The sequence below is a fragment of the Candidatus Magnetaquicoccus inordinatus genome (genome assembly GCF_004217665.1).
Taxonomy (GTDB): domain Bacteria; phylum Pseudomonadota; class Magnetococcia; order Magnetococcales; family Magnetaquicoccaceae; genus Magnetaquicoccus; species Magnetaquicoccus inordinatus.
This window is the reverse complement of the sequence record NZ_RXIU01000055.1, coordinates 1-17,962: the sequence shown is the minus strand read 5'-3', so window position 1 is coordinate 17,962 and position 17,962 is coordinate 1. Positions and strand designations below refer to the sequence as shown.

The 17,962-nt window shown below is 51.4% G+C and carries 10 protein-coding genes and 1 pseudogene; 5 read left to right on the top strand and 6 right to left on the bottom strand.

Going from position 1 to position 17,962, the window contains the following annotated elements:
• The 4 genes and pseudogenes from EJP87_RS06225 to EJP87_RS06210 all read right to left on the bottom strand — a co-directional run.
• Positions 1-419 (bottom strand): annotated as a pseudogene (locus EJP87_RS06225) (hypothetical protein); the annotation flags it as partial.
• A 24-nt stretch (positions 420-443) separates the two neighbouring features.
• Complete coding sequence (locus tag EJP87_RS06220) at positions 444-4,475, bottom strand: peptidase domain-containing ABC transporter (protein WP_193771185.1); 4,032 nt, start codon at positions 4,473-4,475, stop codon at positions 444-446.
• Positions 4,435-6,015: a GlcNAc-transferase family protein gene (locus EJP87_RS06215; RefSeq protein WP_130470995.1), complete on the bottom strand. Its 1,581-nt coding sequence runs from the start codon at positions 6,013-6,015 to the stop codon at positions 4,435-4,437. Before EJP87_RS06215 ends, EJP87_RS06220 begins: the two co-directional genes overlap by 41 nt.
• Complete coding sequence (locus tag EJP87_RS06210; RefSeq protein WP_193771184.1) at positions 6,016-7,332, bottom strand: HlyD family type I secretion periplasmic adaptor subunit; 1,317 nt, start codon at positions 7,330-7,332, stop codon at positions 6,016-6,018.
• A gap of 245 nt (positions 7,333-7,577) precedes the next feature.
• Between EJP87_RS06210 and EJP87_RS06205 the strand changes: the two genes are divergently transcribed.
• The 4 genes from EJP87_RS06205 (at position 7,578) to EJP87_RS06190 (ending at position 13,925) form a co-directional block, all read left to right on the top strand.
• Complete coding sequence (locus EJP87_RS06205) at positions 7,578-10,490, top strand: TolC family outer membrane protein (RefSeq protein WP_193771183.1); 2,913 nt, start codon at positions 7,578-7,580, stop codon at positions 10,488-10,490.
• A gap of 191 nt (positions 10,491-10,681) precedes the next feature.
• Positions 10,682-11,989 (top strand): AAA family ATPase, encoded by a 1,308-nt coding sequence (locus tag EJP87_RS06200; protein WP_193771182.1) that lies wholly within the window; start codon positions 10,682-10,684, stop codon positions 11,987-11,989.
• A gap of 8 nt (positions 11,990-11,997) precedes the next feature.
• A complete protein-coding gene (locus tag EJP87_RS06195) occupies positions 11,998-12,651 on the top strand; it encodes an RloB family protein (RefSeq protein WP_130470991.1) in 654 nt (217 codons plus the stop codon).
• A 113-nt stretch (positions 12,652-12,764) separates the two neighbouring features.
• The gene (locus EJP87_RS06190; RefSeq protein ID WP_130470990.1) at positions 12,765-13,925 is read left to right on the top strand and encodes a sensor domain-containing diguanylate cyclase; all 1,161 of its coding nucleotides are present in this window, start codon (positions 12,765-12,767) and stop codon (positions 13,923-13,925) included.
• Between the two features lie 76 nt (positions 13,926-14,001).
• On the opposite strand, the gene EJP87_RS06185 is transcribed toward EJP87_RS06190, so the two are convergent.
• Complete coding sequence (locus EJP87_RS06185) at positions 14,002-14,661, bottom strand: precorrin-2 dehydrogenase/sirohydrochlorin ferrochelatase family protein (RefSeq protein ID WP_193771181.1); 660 nt, start codon at positions 14,659-14,661, stop codon at positions 14,002-14,004.
• Between the two features lie 82 nt (positions 14,662-14,743).
• Here EJP87_RS06185 and uvrA point away from each other — a divergent pair, with 82 nt between their 5' ends.
• The gene (uvrA, locus tag EJP87_RS06180) at positions 14,744-17,647 is read left to right on the top strand and encodes an excinuclease ABC subunit UvrA (protein WP_130470988.1); all 2,904 of its coding nucleotides are present in this window, start codon (positions 14,744-14,746) and stop codon (positions 17,645-17,647) included.
• A gap of 44 nt (positions 17,648-17,691) precedes the next feature.
• Here the strand turns inward: uvrA and EJP87_RS18400 are convergent.
• On the bottom strand, positions 17,692-17,962 hold a 271-nt coding region (locus EJP87_RS18400), incomplete at its 5' end, for a hypothetical protein (RefSeq protein WP_227657483.1).

Here is a 17,962-nt window from a genome sequence, read left to right as displayed (position 1 = left end):
CTGTATGTGCTATCAATGCTGGAGAAATCGGCTTCGGTTCCGGTCAGTAAAGCCTGAAGACGAATGCGCTTGGCTTGCAAGCCAGCCATGCGCGCCATAGCCTGTTTTTCATCGGTATCGATGGGAGCATTGTTGAGCTTCAATAACAGATCCCCCTTTTCTACCCTATCTCCCTCTTTCACAGCAATGGTTGACAGAATACCTGCTTCTGTAGATTGCACGCGATAGACTAAACCTTGCGGTACAAATTGACCATTGGCCTTGACCGCTTCATCAATTGAGGTCGCCATTGACCATAGGACAAACAGAACGGTAAAAAACAACGTTACCAACAAGGCCAAGCGCACTTTCCAGGAGATCACCGCCTCTTCCAAGGTGATGGCATCTGCGAAGCGGTGGGCGGAGTGGCGAGACATCATAAGAGGCGGCCTAATAACGGATGGTTACACAAAATTTTTCGACAATAATTTTTTCACTTCGTTTGGTGGTCCAGAGCCGCGCAAATATCCTGAATCCAAATAGAGTACGATGTCGGCCATTTGCATATGGCTGGGACGGTGCGTCACGATAAAAATGGTCGTCGAACCACGCAACTCTTCGACAGCATCCCGGAAGAGCTGTTCGCTATCTCCATCCAAATTGTTGGCTGGTTCATCGAAAAGGGCGATTCGCGAATTTTTGAGATAGACACGCGCCAATGACAAACGTTGTTTGAAACCTGCCGCCAGCGAAGAGGGGCGACTTTCATCCAGACGGGTATCAAAACCATTTGGCATGGCACGGATTTCGGATAACAGGCCGGCTTTGGCTGTTGCCTCTTCCAACTCTTCGTCACTGGCAACGGGGTTGACCAGACGCAAATTCTGGGCTACCGAACCAAAAAAGATGTCACAGATTTGTGGCAAATAGCTGATGGATTGCCGTAAAGCGATAGGATCCAACTGGCGAATATCTTCGTCATCGATTTGAATGCTGCCGGCTTGGGGGGTATAGAGTCCTAAAAGCAGTTTGATGAATGTAGATTTACCGGAACCGTTGGCCCCGATAATGGCAACCACCGACCCGGCGGGGATTTGGCAATTGACGCCAACCAGGGCAGGTTCTGCATCATTGGTATAGCGAAAGGAGACACGGGAAAAGGTGACTGAGCCTTTGAATTGCAACTCTGCCCGATTGGTGGCGGTATGGTGATCCCGTTCGCCTTTGATCTCCATCAAGCGATCGACTTGTGACAAACTGCTGAAAATCTGCACCATACGTGAGATGCCCAGAAAGGTGGTCTGAATAGGTGCCAGGATGCGCCAGGTCAGCATCATCGCCGCCACCACCGAACCAGCACTTTGAGTACCGCTTAATACTCCCTTGGCAGTCATGGCCATCACACCGATCGAAGCAGCCATGGTCAGCACTTGTGCCGATGCAGAGAGAATGGTGGTCAACTGTGACACATAGAAGTTTGCCAGAATCGCTTTGCCGGAGAGCTCCCGATAGCGATCATACCAGGTTTCTCCGGCATGGGAGCCTTGAATGACGGGCAGATTGGCCAAGGATTCGGTCAAGAAAGCCTGACGTTGCGATTGCAGACGTCCAGAATTGGAGGTATGGGTGCGCAATATGGGTACCAGAACCGCTCCCACCAATACCAGACTGGCGACCAAAAGAATCATGAACAAGATCACACCGGGGCTGACCACCCAGAGGACAACCAGAAAAAAGAGCGTTGTCGGAGCATCATAATAGAGGACCGCCAAATTGCCGGTAAACATCTCCCGGATTACTTCCAGCGATTTGATCCGTGCCACCTGTACACCGACAGCAACCCGTTCCGTAAAGGGAGCGGGCATAGCCATTAACCGCTCCAGGATACCAGCTCCCAGGATGCGTTCTGCTTTGGCACCGATATAGGCCAGGATGCGCGCTCTCTGAAAGCGCAATCCGGCATCCAGGGCAATAGCGACCAGAGTACCGGCCATCAGCCCCAGAATCATCGACCGGGAACCACTGGGAATGACGCTGTCATAGATGGCCATGTTGAACAGGGCACTGGAAGTGGCCATTACATTACCGACCAGGGTGACCAACATTGTCAACCAAACCAGTGAACTGAAACGTAATATTTGCATTGAGATCCAGCTTTTTGGACGTGTGGCATCCTGTCCAGGCGGAATGAAAAAGTAGGCACGTCCCCACAACTGACCGGGTATGGATTTGACCGTGCCATCCTGGCCATCAAAAATTTCGATTCCCCCCTGCGGACTAGCCCCCAAAACCACCATCACCTCTTCCAAAGAGCGTCCCACAAAGAGGAATGGGGCACTGCGCAAATCGATGCGTGACAAAAAATTGGATTCGGAACGATGCGTATATTGTAGATTAGCCAGGGTATTGCAAAAATCGGTAATATCCATTCCGCCGCCGGCAATTGCCGTTCCCGCAGCAATTTTTTGCGTATTGCCAAACAGATGCGGTAAAGCCTCGGCGACTTGTCGTGCCGCTCCCTGCCAGTGCAACGCTTCCAACATTCCTCTCAAACAACGGGTAAAGCTGTTTTGATGCGGCAAACGACTGACAAACTCCTGCCAGGTGGTTTGTTTAGGGGCTTCAAGCGATTCTGGTTGATGTTGTTCAACAAGAGTCTGATTGTCGGCAGCACTGGTGGCCACAGGAGTGGCAAAGGCATCCCGATAATCGGCAAGGGGTTCCAATCGCCCATCGATCAAACGAAATACCCGATCCGCCAGACGCAGCAGGGAGGGACGCCAGGAGACCAAGACGATTGTACAATCATAACGATCTTTCAACTGTTCCAGACTGTCGCGCAGCAAGGCGTCACCTGCCGAGTCGATAGCCATATTGGCTTCATCAAAGAGCAAAACCTGTGGGGTCATGGCCAGAGATCTGGCAATAGAGATGCGTTGTACAACACCAGCAGGCAACGATTCTGCAGCCCCATCGCCGACAATGGTTTGGTATCCCTTTGGCATGCGGGCAACCGAGGTATCCAAGCCCAGCATGGTCGCCATTTGCAAGCCAACCTTTTCCAGGGATTCGTCAAACATGGTAATGTTTTGCAAAATCGTTCCGTTGAACAAGGTCCCTTTTTGGGGCACATAAGAGACGGCATTGATAAACTCTCGTGGCACCTCCTGCACTGTGTCACCATTATAGCGCATCACACCGGCGGTCGGCATGACCCGACCGGTCAACAACTGCAGCAGGGTCGTTTTGCCGCTACCACTGTCACCGATAATAGCAATGGTTTCCCGATGACGAACCGCCAGGGAGACATCGTTCAAGACCGGTCTTTTGCCGGTAAAATCGACACTGACATTGGCCAGTTCAAAACAAAACTCTTTGGGCAGAGAGCGGCTGGCTGGACGCATCATGCCCGCGTTTTGGCTACTCAAAGCGACAGGAGGTTTGCTTGGAGGATCGGGCAGACGCAACAGATCATTGACATCACGGCGGGCGATGCGAATCGTCTGCAAACGTGTCCAGCCACCCACCAAGGTTTGCAAGGGTTGGAACATGCGGCCCGATAACATGGTGCAGGCGGCCAGTCCACCGGTAGTCAAATCTCCATCCATCACTGCGATGGCTCCAAAGGTAACCACCAAGGCAGTATTGGCCTGGGCCATAAAGGAGGAAAAGGTGGGCAGAACCACCCCACGAAAAATAATCTCCCTGGTTTTTTGTGCATGAGAGTTTTGCAGCAGTTCATAGCGACGCAGCATCAGTGATTCCATCGCCATGGCTTTGACGGTGTGCACCCGTGCCAAGGTCTCATTGATAAAACCGAAGCGGCGCATGACCGATTTGCTGTCGTCATCGAGAGCCTTACCCATCTGCATACCCAGGCGATAAGAGATGGCGGTCACCAAGACAATGGAGCAGATGGGAATGACTGCCAGCTCACCTCCCAACTGCAACAGCAGCATCAGGTAGAGAACCAAAAAGGGCAGATCGAAGAGAGCCAGGAAGAGCTGACCGGAATAGAGTTCACCAACAGTTTGAATGGCACTCATCCGCTCCTGCAGTTCGGAACCGGCCTCTTTAGGTTGGCCTTTGCCGGAGGCAAAGAGCAAGCGACGAAATATTTCACACCCCGTGACATGTTCATAGCGGGCACCAATCCACCCGGTATAATAGGAGCGAAACCAACGTAACACCGCTTCCAACAGCAGAGCACCTAAGACCCCGACCACCAGAATGGTCAGAGTGGTTTCGCCCTGATTGGGAATGATACGGTTATAGACCTGCAACAAGGCCAATGGAACAGCGAGGCCGATGATGTTGATCATCAGCGAAAGAGCTGCCAGCAGCAGCAAAGTGCTGTGCAGTTTGCTGCCGTCCAAGGAGAGCCAGTTGCGCCAGTTCAACATCGCTGACGCACTCCGATAGATTCTGTAAGGAAGAGGTTGGCCATAAAACAGCTCACCAGTCAGCCAGATGCCAAACCCCCAGACAGGCACCATGTTCTCCATCCGGCAACAAGCGACGTGGTGGCGGCAGGGAAAAGGGTGGAGCTGTCAGATTGACCGGTCGCCATTGACCGGCTTCGATATCGCGGTTCTCCTTGTCAGGAAAGGTTGTTGCCAACAGATAACGGGCTTCACTCTTTTTGAATTGGCGTAAAGTATCATTGGCTTGGGAATTGGATAGATGGGTCAACAGATTGCGGCATAGCAGCGCATCACCACGGGGCAGAGGATCACAGCTCATATCTGCTACATTGAAAAAATGGTTTTTGCGATGGCCATATAAAACACGATTGCGTTCGATCAACGCGGGAACCATATCGAAACCCAAATAAAGCTCCAAATCATTTGTAATATCGGCCAGCCAGACCAAATCGCCACATCCGGCATCCAGCAAAATGCGAATACCCAACTCTTTGAACAGAGCTGCCAGAGTGTTGCGTAAAGTACGGGTAGCCTCCCAGGAGGAGCCTGGGCCGCTACGGGTATCCCAGGCTTTCCAAAGATTTTCATCATAGATTTGTGTAAAAACACGTCGCATCCGCCACTGCTCATCATTTTCTGCCGGCAACAGAGGAAATTGACCATCTGCTGCGCGTGCTCCGATGCTCCGGCGTACAAAATCCACATCGGCAAAGGCTTCATATTCTCTCAAATTTCTGCGCTCACCCAGACCATATTGCTCCACATCACGCAAAGCCTCAGCATCCTGCTCCTCAACTCGTTGTGGAGCCAACAGATGGCGCAAACGAATCATTGCCCGGCGGTTGATAACGCTCCAATCGGTATGATCACTCCAATGGCGTCTGCGCCCCCGGTCGGTATAATCATGATAGAGGATCACCCTGTTGGGACAAAACAGATCATAGCCATGGGTCCACAAGCGCACACCCATGCTGACCTCTTCACCGTGAAAATAGAGGTAGGGGTCATAGGGAACATCACGAATGATCTGCGATGAGGCAAAGACAAAGCCGGCACCGATAAAAGCGCTTGGTAATGGTTTGGCGGGAACAAAGGATTTCGGCAAGCCTTTTGCCTTGGGCATCAAAATACCGGCATCATTGAAGCGCCCGGCAGTCAAGATCGGCAACAGATCGGCCGACAATTGATCGGGTGGTTCATAGCGGATGGGATGGGTAGTCAAAACCGGCTTATGCGCCGGACACTCCGCCAACACCTGCAGCACTGTTTCATCCCATCCCGGTGCAAACCGGCTGTGACTGTCGATTTGCAGATGATACTCTTCGTCTTGCCACAACTCCCGCTGGATCCGACTGCGAGCCCAACAGGCACCCATGCTGCTGGCAGCATCGACCTGCAATCCGCGCACCTGGCTCGCCCAGGCCTCTGGTATCCGACACCATTCTGGAGGATCCTCCGGGGCAACCTGCCACAAGACACCGGCATAGATCCGTTGTGGATAGCGCGCTTTGGCAAACAGATCCTGCAGCGTCCACGGTGTTTCGCTGTCTCGGTAACTAGCGATTGAAACAAATATGCGCACTGAGGATAGAGTAAGGTTATCCATTGCCATCTACCGTTCGTTAAACCCACCACTGGTAGCACGCTGCAGGGCTACCAACATGCCTTTCAAAATGGTTTTTTCACCCAACAAAATATCGATCTGCGCCTGCATGCCGGAGGTGATTGGATATTTATCTGGTTGATCACCGACATAATAGCGAGTCAGTGTGACACCACCACGATAGTAAGGTGCTCCCTGTTCATCTACCAACACACTGGAGGAGAGAGTGGTCAATTTGCCCGAAACGGTGCCAAAGCGGGAAAATTCATAGCTGCTGATTTTGACTACCACCGTTTGATCAAGTGCCACCCGACCAATATCGTTGGGTGGAATACGGGCTTCAATTTCCAAATAGTCCTCAACCGGAACAATACGCATTAACACTTCACCCGACTGTACAACCGTTCCGGGAATGTGCACTTTCAACTCTTGCACAATACCACGAATAGGTGCCCTTACTTCCGTTCGTTCTACACGATCCACCATCTTTGTCAACATCTCTTTCACCTGTGCCATTTCGTTAACGAGAACAGCCAGTTCATCGTTAGCGCTCTTATAGGTATCGGCGATGGTTTTTTTGCGACGCTGTTGGACCTCCTGTAGTGCAGCTTGTTGATTTTCGATCTGTTTACGAAAACGATCGATCTCTCCTTTGGCAACGATATGGGCACGTACTGTTTCCAGATAGATCAAACGGGAGATAGCCTGTTGTTCGACAAGCTCTTTGCGAATTTTGACCAACTCTCCGGTCAGTTCATACTGTTTGTAGGCATCATCCAGCTCCCCTTTGGCCTGGTCAATATCAGCCTGCCGCTGGGCAATTTGACTATCCAAAACCGACAAATTGTTTTGCAGAGCAATTTTTTGATTTTGGTAGATCTCCCACTGTTCGGCATACAAAGGATCTTTTTGCAAAGCGATGATATACTCTTTGGCCCGTTTTCCCTCAGCCAGAAAAGCACGCAAGCGCAGAGCACGCGCTTCCAAACCACGCAGTTGCGCCATGGCCTGTTCCCGTTCTGGCACGGAAAGATTGCTGTCCATACGTACAAGAACCTGATCTTTTTCGACCAACTGGCTATCTTGCACCAGTATCTCGGCAACAGCACCCCCTTCGAGATGCTGTACCGTCTGCACCGATCTTTTGGGAATCACCTGCCCTGGAACATGCGCCACCTCCTTGACGCTGGTGATGGCGGACCAACTCAACAGCAACACCATAGCGCCAATAATCAGAACCAAAGTCTCCCGCAGCAACGGGGGGGCACCGGTCTCCTGAATATTGCCCATATCTGCTAACACCCGAACACGGGTGGTGTTGAGCATTGACTTGCTGGCGGCCATAAATTACATAGTTAGTTAAAGGCAGTGAGAAACGCTGGCAATAGCGTTGTGATTTCATTTTATACACGTAATTTATGCCAGACAACCTATACGCCCTGGTCGTCTCACGATTGTTTGAGGCAATTTTCAGGCCAACAAACGGAACTCTTTGAATGTCCGCTGTTATCCGGCCATCTTTACCGACAGAGGCATTTTCCGTGCCCAAACGCGCACTAAGAAGCTGCACGGTGTGGCGAATAACTGCGCGCAAAATCTCCTGTGTTTGGCCTGCTCTTTTGGCAATTGCTGTCGGTTTCTCCTCTTCTCCGCTCTTGGGAGCGGCAAACCCGGATGTACAAACCTTTTGGATAGCGGTTGATAACGGCTTGGCACGCAGTCCGATGATCCAACGACAAGAGGCGGTCTTGCGGGCGACTCGTGAGGTGGATCCGCAGAGTCGGGCGCGTCTGTTACCCACAGTGGATGTTACCGCTTCTTCTGTTCTGGATGAGACCACCTATTACCGTCGCATCAATAAATATGCCCACAATGAGCCGAACCAGGTAGGGGTGCGCGTCAATCAACCGATCTTTAATTTTGTCAATCTGTTAGGACGAGAACAGAGTTTGCCACAAATTGATGGAGCCGTCGCCGATCTGGAATATACCAGACAGGATATGGTGGTACGCATTGCCACCTTGATCTCCAACTGGCTGGAAGCCCGTGAAGTTTATGAACTTTCCGATAGTTATACCCATGTCACTGCCCGCCATGCCCGAATTGTCGCTCTGCGTTTCAAGGCCGGAGAATCAACGGAGACGGAGGTGCATGAGGCCGATTCACGGGCTTTGCAGGCGGAAGCAGCGCGCACCAATGCGCGCAATGTCATGGACAAGGCTGCTGCTTCTTTTGCCGAAGTAACTGGCGAGCTGCCCCCGAAGCAGATTGTCCTTCCCGAGTTCAAATGGCAGGAACCTGCACAATTTGAAGAGCGCTTGGCAGAGATGGTGGAGTCGCGTGCCGATATTCGTGCAGCACGGGCTAAGATGGAGTCTGCGGCTATTGCCACTAAAATGCGTCGTGCGGAGCATGCGCCCACTTTGCGTTTTACCTATACAGCAACCCGCACCTGGAATACTGAAATGAGCGGGACTGGCAGCTCTTTCAAGGAGGATACCGATAATCAATCTTCCATGTTGACGCTGGATGTGCCCATTTACAGCGGAGGAATGATCACCTCGCGTACTCGTCAAGCACAAGCCGAGTGGGAAAGTCTGGTAGCCGATGTTGATCGTCTGCGCCATATTGCCTTGCGGGAGGCACAAGAGGCGCGCATGGATGTGGCCAATCTTAAATTAGCCATCGACTTTCAAGAACGGGCTTTGCGTTCCAACCAAAAGGCATTGGCTGGCCTGCAGGATGCCTTTTTGGCAGGCACCCGTACCATTTTGGAGCTGCTGGACACTCAATATGAGACTTTGACCATTCAAACCAACCTGGTGCGTAGCCGCTATCAACACCGCTTGGCGCGGATTCGCCTGTGGGCAGCGATGGGCTGGCCTTTGTTGCCAGAGCATGCTTTGGATATTGTTGCGGAAAGCGGGGCAGGAGCCAACCAAGCCCACGATGCGCACCCCTCCTCCTCCGCCACAGCGGCGCCCCGACAGAAAGCGGCACCCACCCCGCTCAAGGAAGCAGCCGCAGTCAACAAGGAGAGTCGCAGCAGCTCGCCCGTAGCCATGAAGGAGTCTGATCTGGCCGATCCGTTGCACACCATCACCCAGCAATCTCCTGTTGTGGGTGATTTTGCCTTGCATCGTGATGGAGCCACTCTGATGGCGGCGTTATCCACTCCGGTGACGGCGACATCCAGCCAAGAGACAACTGCTTTTCATTCACCGCAAACCAGTATCAGAGAGTCTATTGCACCGGTACTGCCAGCAGCACCGGGGGCAATTGAATCGGTGATTCCTTCAGTATCTGCGTTGACCCGACCTTTGTTGCCGGAGTCTGGTCTGCGACCGGAATCATTCTGGATGCGTTTGCCGATTGAAGAAGGGGAGAAGGTTGCGGATGCTGAGGGCCATTGCATAGCCGCCACGTCCAGCGACGCTGCGGAGCAACAGGAGGAGGACACAAAGAAAAAGGGCAACTGTTATGATGGTCCTTTTTTAGTCACCCCTCCAGACGATACGTTACCGAAAATGGGTTGGGGCCCTTATTATGCCTGTATTGGCATCTATCCAGACCGGGAGAGCTTGCGCCCCATTGCACAGGCTTTGGCAACCCATGGTGTTTACAGCCGTTTGGAAACGGCGCGCACCTGGGATAACCGTTATGTATTGCGCATGCTGGTTGGTCCGTTTGCTGATTTTACCGATCTGACCCATGCACGCGAGGTGATGCGCAGTTGGATTCCGGTGACGGCGGGTTGGGTACGCAACCGCAAATGGGCACCTGTTTTGGAAGAGGGTGGGCGTAGCAGTGACCGGAGTGGGGTCAACACTGCCTTGGAGGCATTGGAGAAGACCTCGGAAGATGCTCTGGCGGCAAAGGGGGGTGCTTCTGTTGCAGATGAAACGGCGTATCAATCCAGCGGCCCTTTTTATGCGACTCTGCCCAATCAGGAGAGAGAGAGAGCTGATCATGGTCCGCGCCATCCTTTTGTTTCGGAGGGCCCGTTTTATGTGCATGCGGGAGCCTACCAGACTGAGGAGGAGCGAGAGGAGATCATGCGCAAGTTGAGCAGGGTGAGCAAAGCGACGGAGCGGGAGGCGGAGCAGATAGCGGCGCCGGAGTGGCGAGCACAGCGTTATGAGAGCCAACGGGATACGCTACGCACGCCACAAGGCACTGAAACCCATCGGGTATTGTCGATGCCTTTTGCCAGTTATGAAGAGGCGTTGCGGGCAAGGCGGGCCATTCAGAAAGAGACAGGCATACGCACGGGTTCGGTGGACAATCCCCGCTGGGAGGATCATCAAAATTGTCCGCAAGAGGCATTATTGTGGGCGGCAGATGGTGATGAGCGCACGGCTTGGGACAATCGGGTCAAACGGGTGCGTGCCGTTGGCATTCATGATGATATCAGCCTTTTGCACTGGGAGGAGCCAGAGGCTCCAGCCACTCCTGAAGCGGAGTTGGCGACCAAGCGACAATAGTAGTGGGACCATCTGTTCCTCTTTTTTTCATTTTTCCCTGTGTTGCTGTTTGCTGGTTCTGTTGTTCTACGCGCTTTTCATCTCTAAAATTGCTTGTCAAGCTCAATCAAAGTGGCTATCCTGACGGAAATGGTCAAAGATAGACTTGAAATTGCTGTCCATACACACTTTCTCTCTGTATGAGTTTAACAATGTTGATTCGTTTTGGTGTAGGTAATTTATTTTCTTTCAAGGAATATCAACAATTTTCTATGGTAGCTTCTTCAACTTTGAAGGAGGAATCTGCCTACCGTTTTCATGTCAATGGTCTTGGTCATTCATTACTGCCAATAGCGATCATCTTTGGAGCAAATGCGTCTGGAAAAACAAATCTGCTTGCTTCATGGAAATATTTTATCAATGCTATTGTCAAATCTCATCATATTTCGAACAAGCAAGGAAACATTAGTAGAAAGTTTTTTCGTCTTGATGAAAAGATGGTTGATTACCCCACACATCTTGATTGCGATGTGATAATTGATGGAGTTCGGTATCATTACGGATTTACACATAATAACTACCGCATTCTTGAAGAGTGGTTGTTTGCTTATCCTGACGGTCGTAAACAGGTATGGTTTCATCGCAAACATGGAGAAAATAACGAGTATTATTTTGGTCCGAACTTAAAGGGAAAAAAACAAACTCTTGCAGAATTTACTGCACATAATAACCTTTTCCTTTCCATTGCTGCAAGTAATTCACACTCGCAATTAGCAATTGTGCGTAATTATTTCAGAGACTACTATATTTTGCTTTATTCGACAAATCTTGGAAATATATCACAATGGAGAAACTTGGCACAATTTGAAAATGAAGCATTTCGTCAACGAATTGTTAAATTTTTGTCTGAAGGTGATATTGGTATCGCCGAAATATCAATGGAAGACGCTCCAATACCTAAAGATATATCAGAAAGTATTGTGAAATTAATATCAGATCGGATTGGTACAGCCAACTCAGATATGGATATTCAGCAGAAAATTTTGAATCAGCTCCCCAAACAAATAACTTTTAGTTTAGGTCATTTAGACTTGAACAACAAAATTGTATTTTTTGATCCTAGCTTGGAGAGCAAAGGCACTCTTGCTCTGCTGCGTCTTGCGGAAGCCATTTTTGCGGTTCTGGACAAGGGAGGTACCCTGTGGATCGATGAGCTATCCGCACATTTACATCCCTTGCTGGTAGATAAAATCATCTCCTTGTTTGGTAGTCCAGAGACCAACCCCAAGCAAGCACAGTTGATCTGCATCACCCATGATACCCATTTACTCACTCTGCCGGTGATTCATCGCGACCAAATCTGGTTTACCGAAAAAGATGAGCATGGCGCTACACGCCTTTATCCTTTGACCGATTATCAGGTACGCAGCCGCGATAATGTACAAAAGGAGTATCTGCGCGGCGTGTTTGGAGGCATTCCTTATTTAGGCGCACCGGGCCGCTTGCTGGGCAAGGAGTGATATATTGCATGTCTGCCTTACCAAAGAGAAAGTTACCGCCCAACACCACTCTCAAAAGAGACACAGCACACTGGAACCCCAAAAATACGACCCTGGTGATTGTGTGTGAGGGCAAAAACACAGAACCTGACTATTTGTGCGCTTTTGCTGATGATCATCAATTTTTGCCTGATCATTTACGGATCATAGCGGGTGCAGGAACACCAGAGAAAATTGTCGAGCGAGCTGTTGATGAAAAAAACAAGTTAACTAAAAAACGTGACCAATCCATGGTCTATGAAATTTGGGCAGTTTTTGATCGTGATGAGCATCCATATATTGCGCAAGCCCGCAACCGTGCCCAAGTCAGCGGTATTCACGTTGCCTACTCCAATCCCTGCATCGAATTGTGGGCTTTGTACCATTTTGTTGATCATAATGCAGAGCTTGACCGCCATAGCGTGCAAAAGTTACTAAAAAAACACATGAATTATGATCCAGATAGTGACAAAAAATTTGCTTATGAACCAATGAAGAAAAACTATCAAACAGCCTGTCAACATGCTGAAAACGGACTCAACAAAAGGGAGGCAGAGGGGGATCCACACGGCAACCCCTCTACGACGCTACATTATTTGACAAAACGCATTATAGAGCTTGCTCAAGACAAAACCACACCCTGAACTTGCAAAAAGTGACAGATCTTTATATTTTTTAACTTCCCCCACCTCACTTAGTGTGCTTCAATAGGGGGTGGCTTTCCTGATTTTCACCTTTTACCGATAAAGCAGAAGAAATGGATATCCAAGTGGCTCATCCGGGTCAACTGGCGGTTGATCCTTCCATGGAGGAGCGTTATCAACGTGCCCTGACAGCAAAAATTGTCCGGAATGCCGTGCTGGAAACCATTGTCGAAACCCTCAGCATGGCCCGACAAATCGAGGTCATGTTGGAAATCATCTTTGCTGTTCCTTGGCTCTCTCGCCACAACAAAGGTATTCTATTTCTGGTCGATGAGTCTGCCAATCAATTAATACTCGCCGGCTATAAAAATATCCCAGAAGCACTGCTCAATCAGTGCGCGCGCGTAACCCTGGGAGAGTGCGATTGTGGCAGTACGGCACAAGCACGTGAAACACAATTTTTCACTACCCCACTGCATGCCACCCATTGTGCCGGTCTTGCACCCCATAACAGCTATCGCGTACCACTGCTCTTTCATGGTCAACTCTTGGGTCTGCTCGCCATCTATCTCAACGAAGGGCATCCCTATCTTGCCGATGAAGAGGCTTTTTTGACTGCCATTGCCGCACCCATGGCCATGGCTTTGCATCATCGACGCCGCGAAGAGCAGGTCCGCAAGGCAGAAGCCAAAATCCGCCACCTGGCCTATCATGATGTGCTGACCGGTCTGCGCAACCGGCAATCCTTTGATGAAATTATCGATAGCATCTACCAAAAGTTGCAAAAACATACCCGCCGTGGCAACGACTCCTGGCAAAACAGCGCCTTTTTGGCCATTCTGGATATTGATCATTTTAAAAAGGTGAATGATACCTATGGTCATCTGATTGGTGATGAGGTTTTGGTCACTTTTGCCCGTCTGATGGAAAAAACCTTTCGGGATCAGGATTTTGTCTTTCGCTTTGGCGGCGAGGAGTTTGTGGTGCTTTTGGTCAACTTGACCGAAGAACAAGCCTTTGCTGCCCTGGATCGTTTTCGCTACACAGTGGAAAATCATCCCTTTCCACAAGTCAACCGGGTCACCGTCAGCCAGGGAGCCATCGAGATCAAACCCACGGAGATGCCTGGCACCTTGATGGAAAAGGCCGACAAGGCCCTCTATTTTGCCAAGCAAAACGGACGCAACCAGGTGCGCTTTTACCAGAAATTGGTTGCCGAGGGAGCGATTGAAGAGAGCGATTTTGGTACTGAGGATAATGTGGATTTGTGGTAGCGCTGCAGAAGGGCAGAGCTATTGTCTCCTGGCTGGTCACCCCTCCTGTTGCACAACCCAACCACAAGACAACCCGTTAGCGCTGCTCCTGTTTACCAGTAAGCGCTTGTTGCAGACGTTGTTCCAACCACTCCTGGTTATCCGTGCTCTGATAACGCTGCTCCCGTTCCACTGCCAAGCAGGTTTGCCGCCAAAAATGTTGTCGGGCTGTTGCGTCGGTAATGCGCCTTTTGACCTGCTCCCGGCAAGCTCCAAACAGTTGCGCCAAGGCACCCCAACCAGGTTCCAGAAAACCTTCCAGACGCTCTTTCAACAGACGGGATAGGGCTGGCGACATCCCGCCCGTAGTCACCGCTACGGTCACTGCACCACGCCGTACTACCGCTGGCACCAAAAAACTGCTGCTGCCTGGATCATCCGCTGAATTGCACAAGATACTCCGCTGGGCAGCCAGAGCGGCAATCTGCCGGTTTAGCGCCTCTTCTCCGGTCGCCGCAAACAATAGGTGGGGTCTGGGCTGCTCATCCAATACCGCCTCCTGAAACCACTCCTGACGGTGTCTGATACCTCCTTGCGCCTGCAAAGCGGCTAATTCTGGATGCAGTTGCGGCGCCAAGACCGTCACCTGCGCTCCACAACCTGTCAAACCCTGCACCTTGCGCCATGCTACCTGCCCTCCGCCGATACAAAGCACCACACGATCTGTCAAGAGTAGTTCCGTCATGTAACCAACCATGTTATGCTCCTTAATGTAGGTCAAGAGGGGTATCAACCCAGCGGCGGCAAGCCAATACAGCCTGAAATGGAAACGGGAGAGCATGAGCGAACGAAATATTGTCATTCGTGGCGCACGCGAACACAACCTGAAAAATATCGACCTGGAACTGCCCCGCAATGCCCTCACCGTGATCACCGGTGTCTCTGGCTCCGGCAAATCTTCACTGGCTTTCGATACCCTTTCGGCAGAGGGACAACGTCGTTATGTTGAATCTCTCTCCGCCTATGCCCGGCAATTTTTAAGTCTGCAAAACAAACCGGATGTCGATTCCATCAGCGGGCTCTCCCCCTCCATTGCCATCGAACAAAAAAGCACTGGTCGCAATCCCCGTTCCACAGTGGGTACGGTCACCGAAATTCATGATTATCTGCGTCTGCTCTTTGCCCGCATTGGGCATCCTTATTGTCACGGTTGCGGCGACCCCATCAGCAGCCAGACAGTGAGCCAGATGGTGGATACTCTGATGGCGCTGCCAGAACGCACCCGTTTGTTGATTTTGGCACCCATCGTGCGCGGTCGCAAAGGAGAGCATCGCAAAGAGCTGGAGGCCCTCCGCAAGCAAGGTTTTACCCGGATTATGCTGGATGGCACCATCCATGAGTTGGAAGATCTACCTGTTCTGGATAAACAGGTATCCCACACATTGGAAGCTCTGGTAGACCGCATTGCCATCAAGGCGGGTATTGAAGCACGATTGGCCGACTCTCTGGAGACCGCTCTCAATCTGGTGGACAATCTGGCCATGAAGAGTGCTGGCAGTCGCAGTACTGCTGTATCGGGGGCGCTCAGTCGTGGTCAAATCGTGCGTATTCAGGTGGTTTCGGAACCGGTACATGAGCTGCTGTTTTCCACGCAGCATGCCTGTATTCGTTGTGGCATCTCCTATCCAGAGATTGAGCCGCGTCTTTTCTCCTTTAACAATCCGTTTGGCGCCTGTCCGGAGTGTGACGGCTTAGGTACCCGCGCCTTTTTTGATCCTGAAAGGGTGGTGCCCAACCCCCGTCTGTCACTGCGACAAGGAGCGGTTGCCCCATGGGCCAAGCCGACCGCGCAACTGGCGCAAGCAACCCTTTATACTTTGGCTGCCCACTTTGGCTTTGACATCCATACCCCTTGGGAGGAGCTCTCGGAAGAGGCACGGCAGATTATCCTCCATGGTGCGGGTGCCGAAAAAATTCGTTTCCAGTATCAGGGCAACAAGCGACGTTTTTCCTCGCTGCGCATCTGGGAGGGGGTTCTGCCGCTATTGCAACGACGCTATCTGGAGACCGACTCTGAAGAGATGCGCGAAGAGTTGGGCCACTATCGCTCGACACAACCCTGCCCTGCTTGCCAAGGACAACGGTTGCGCAAAGAGGCGCTGCATGTACGGATTGAGCAGGAGACCATTGCCACCTTATCCTCCTGGCCTTTGACCCAGGTGGAAAAGTTTTTTGCCCAGTTAACCCTCAGCGCACGGGAACAGGCCATTGCCGCCCGCATTCTGCGCGAGGTCTATAATCGACTCGGCTTTTTGATTGCTGTTGGATTGGACTATCTCAGTCTGGATCGGGCAGCGGCCACCCTTTCCGGTGGCGAGAGCCAACGCATTCGTCTGGCCAATCAAGTGGGATCCGGTTTGACTGGTGTTCTCTATATTCTCGACGAACCGAGCATTGGCTTGCATCAACGGGACAATCAACGCCTGTTTGCTACGCTGTTGCGTCTGCGCGATTTGGGCAATACCGTGGTGGTGGTCGAACATGATGAAGAGGCGATTCGCGGTGCCGACTTTGTGGTCGATATGGGACCGGGGGCCGGGGAACAGGGGGGACATATTGTTGCCGTGGGTACACCGGAGGAGATCAGCCGCCATCCCAGCTCATTGACCGGACACTATTTAAGCGGACAACGGGCCATTCATCTACCCACGCAACGTCGAGCAGCAGCCCTACAGGCGCAACTGCAACTGCAACAGGTCAGTACTCACAATTTGCGCGCCATCGATGTTGCCATTCCCTTGGGGGTATTTACCTGCGTCACTGGTGTCTCAGGATCTGGCAAATCCAGTCTGATTCTGGATACTCTGCTGCCGGCTTTGCAACAACGCCTGCACAACAGCGCTGGCATGCCAGGGGGACGCTTGCAACGGATTATCGGGCTGGAACATTTGGACAAGGTGATCCATATCGATCAATCCCCCATTGGACGCACTCCCCGCTCCAATCCAGCCACCTATACCGGACTGTTTACACCCATTCGTGAACTAATGGCCTCGGTGCCGGAGGCGCTGGCCAGGGGCTATACCGCCGGTCGTTTCAGTTTTAATGTCAAGGGTGGACGTTGTGAAGCCTGTGCCGGTGATGGTCTGGTCAAGATTGAGATGCACTTTTTGCCCGATATTTTTGTCGAGTGTGATGTATGCCACGGCAGTCGTTATAACCGGGAGACTTTGGAAGTACGGTATAAGGAAAAATCCATCGCAGAAATTTTGCACATGACGGTGGATGAGGCCATGCTCTTTTTTCAGGCCATTCCGGCAGTCCAGGGCAAACTGACCACCTTGGTTGAGGTAGGCTTAGGCTATATTCGTTTGGGCCAGGCAGCCACCACTCTTTCCGGAGGGGAGGCGCAGCGGGTAAAAATCGCCCGTGAATTGGCCAAGCGCGCCACAGGACGCACCTTGTATATTCTCGATGAACCGACCACCGGCCTGCATTTTGAAGATATTCGCAAATTATTGGAGGTTTTACAGCGTCTGGTCGATGCTGGTAACACCTTGGTGGTGATCGAACACAATCTGGATGTTATCAAGACTGCCGATTGGATTATCGATCTGGGACCAGAGGGAGGGAGCAAGGGCGGCTGTATTGTCATGACTGGCACCCCGGAAGAGTGTGCGGCCCATCCCGACTCCTGGACGGGTCAACATCTTCGACCTTTGTTGTCTGTCCGTCAATCGTGACGGGAACAGAAACAATTCCGTTTTGCCGATAACACAAACGGCAATCAAGAATTGGCAAATATGCTTGCCCTGCCTGCTATTGCATGGCAAGCATATTTGCCAATTTCCTCACTGTTGCCACAAGCGAAACTGTGCATGTCGGGCATCCGCCCTCCCAAAGAGTGCCCCTTCGAGGCACAAATCTGTGCGGCGTGCGCGAATGCTTGCGCATTCGCTTTTGTGAAACGCCGCACATTACCAGCAGGGCTTTGCCCCATAAGCGTTAACCTAACATCCCCAGAGTTGCCATCTGACGCTTTCGTTTCCTTGGTGAAT

What these genes read in the sequence shown, in the direction of transcription:
- EJP87_RS06200 (WP_193771182.1), top strand. Translation starts at nt 10,682, where the DNA reads ATGTTGATTCGTTTTGGTGTAGGTAATTTATTTTCTTTCAAGGAATAT.
- EJP87_RS06195 (WP_130470991.1), top strand. Translation starts at nt 11,998, where the DNA reads ATGTCTGCCTTACCAAAGAGAAAGTTACCGCCCAACACCACTCTCAAA.
- EJP87_RS06210 (WP_193771184.1), bottom strand. Translation starts at nt 7,332, where the DNA reads ATGCTCAACACCACCCGTGTTCGGGTGTTAGCAGATATGGGCAATATT.
- EJP87_RS06215 (WP_130470995.1), bottom strand. Translation starts at nt 6,015, where the DNA reads ATGGCAATGGATAACCTTACTCTATCCTCAGTGCGCATATTTGTTTCA.
- uvrA (WP_130470988.1), top strand. Translation starts at nt 14,744, where the DNA reads ATGAGCGAACGAAATATTGTCATTCGTGGCGCACGCGAACACAACCTG.
- EJP87_RS06185 (WP_193771181.1), bottom strand. Translation starts at nt 14,661, where the DNA reads ATGGTTGGTTACATGACGGAACTACTCTTGACAGATCGTGTGGTGCTT.
- EJP87_RS06190 (WP_130470990.1), top strand. Translation starts at nt 12,765, where the DNA reads ATGGATATCCAAGTGGCTCATCCGGGTCAACTGGCGGTTGATCCTTCC.
- EJP87_RS06220 (WP_193771185.1), bottom strand. Translation starts at nt 4,475, where the DNA reads ATGGTGCCTGTCTGGGGGTTTGGCATCTGGCTGACTGGTGAGCTGTTT.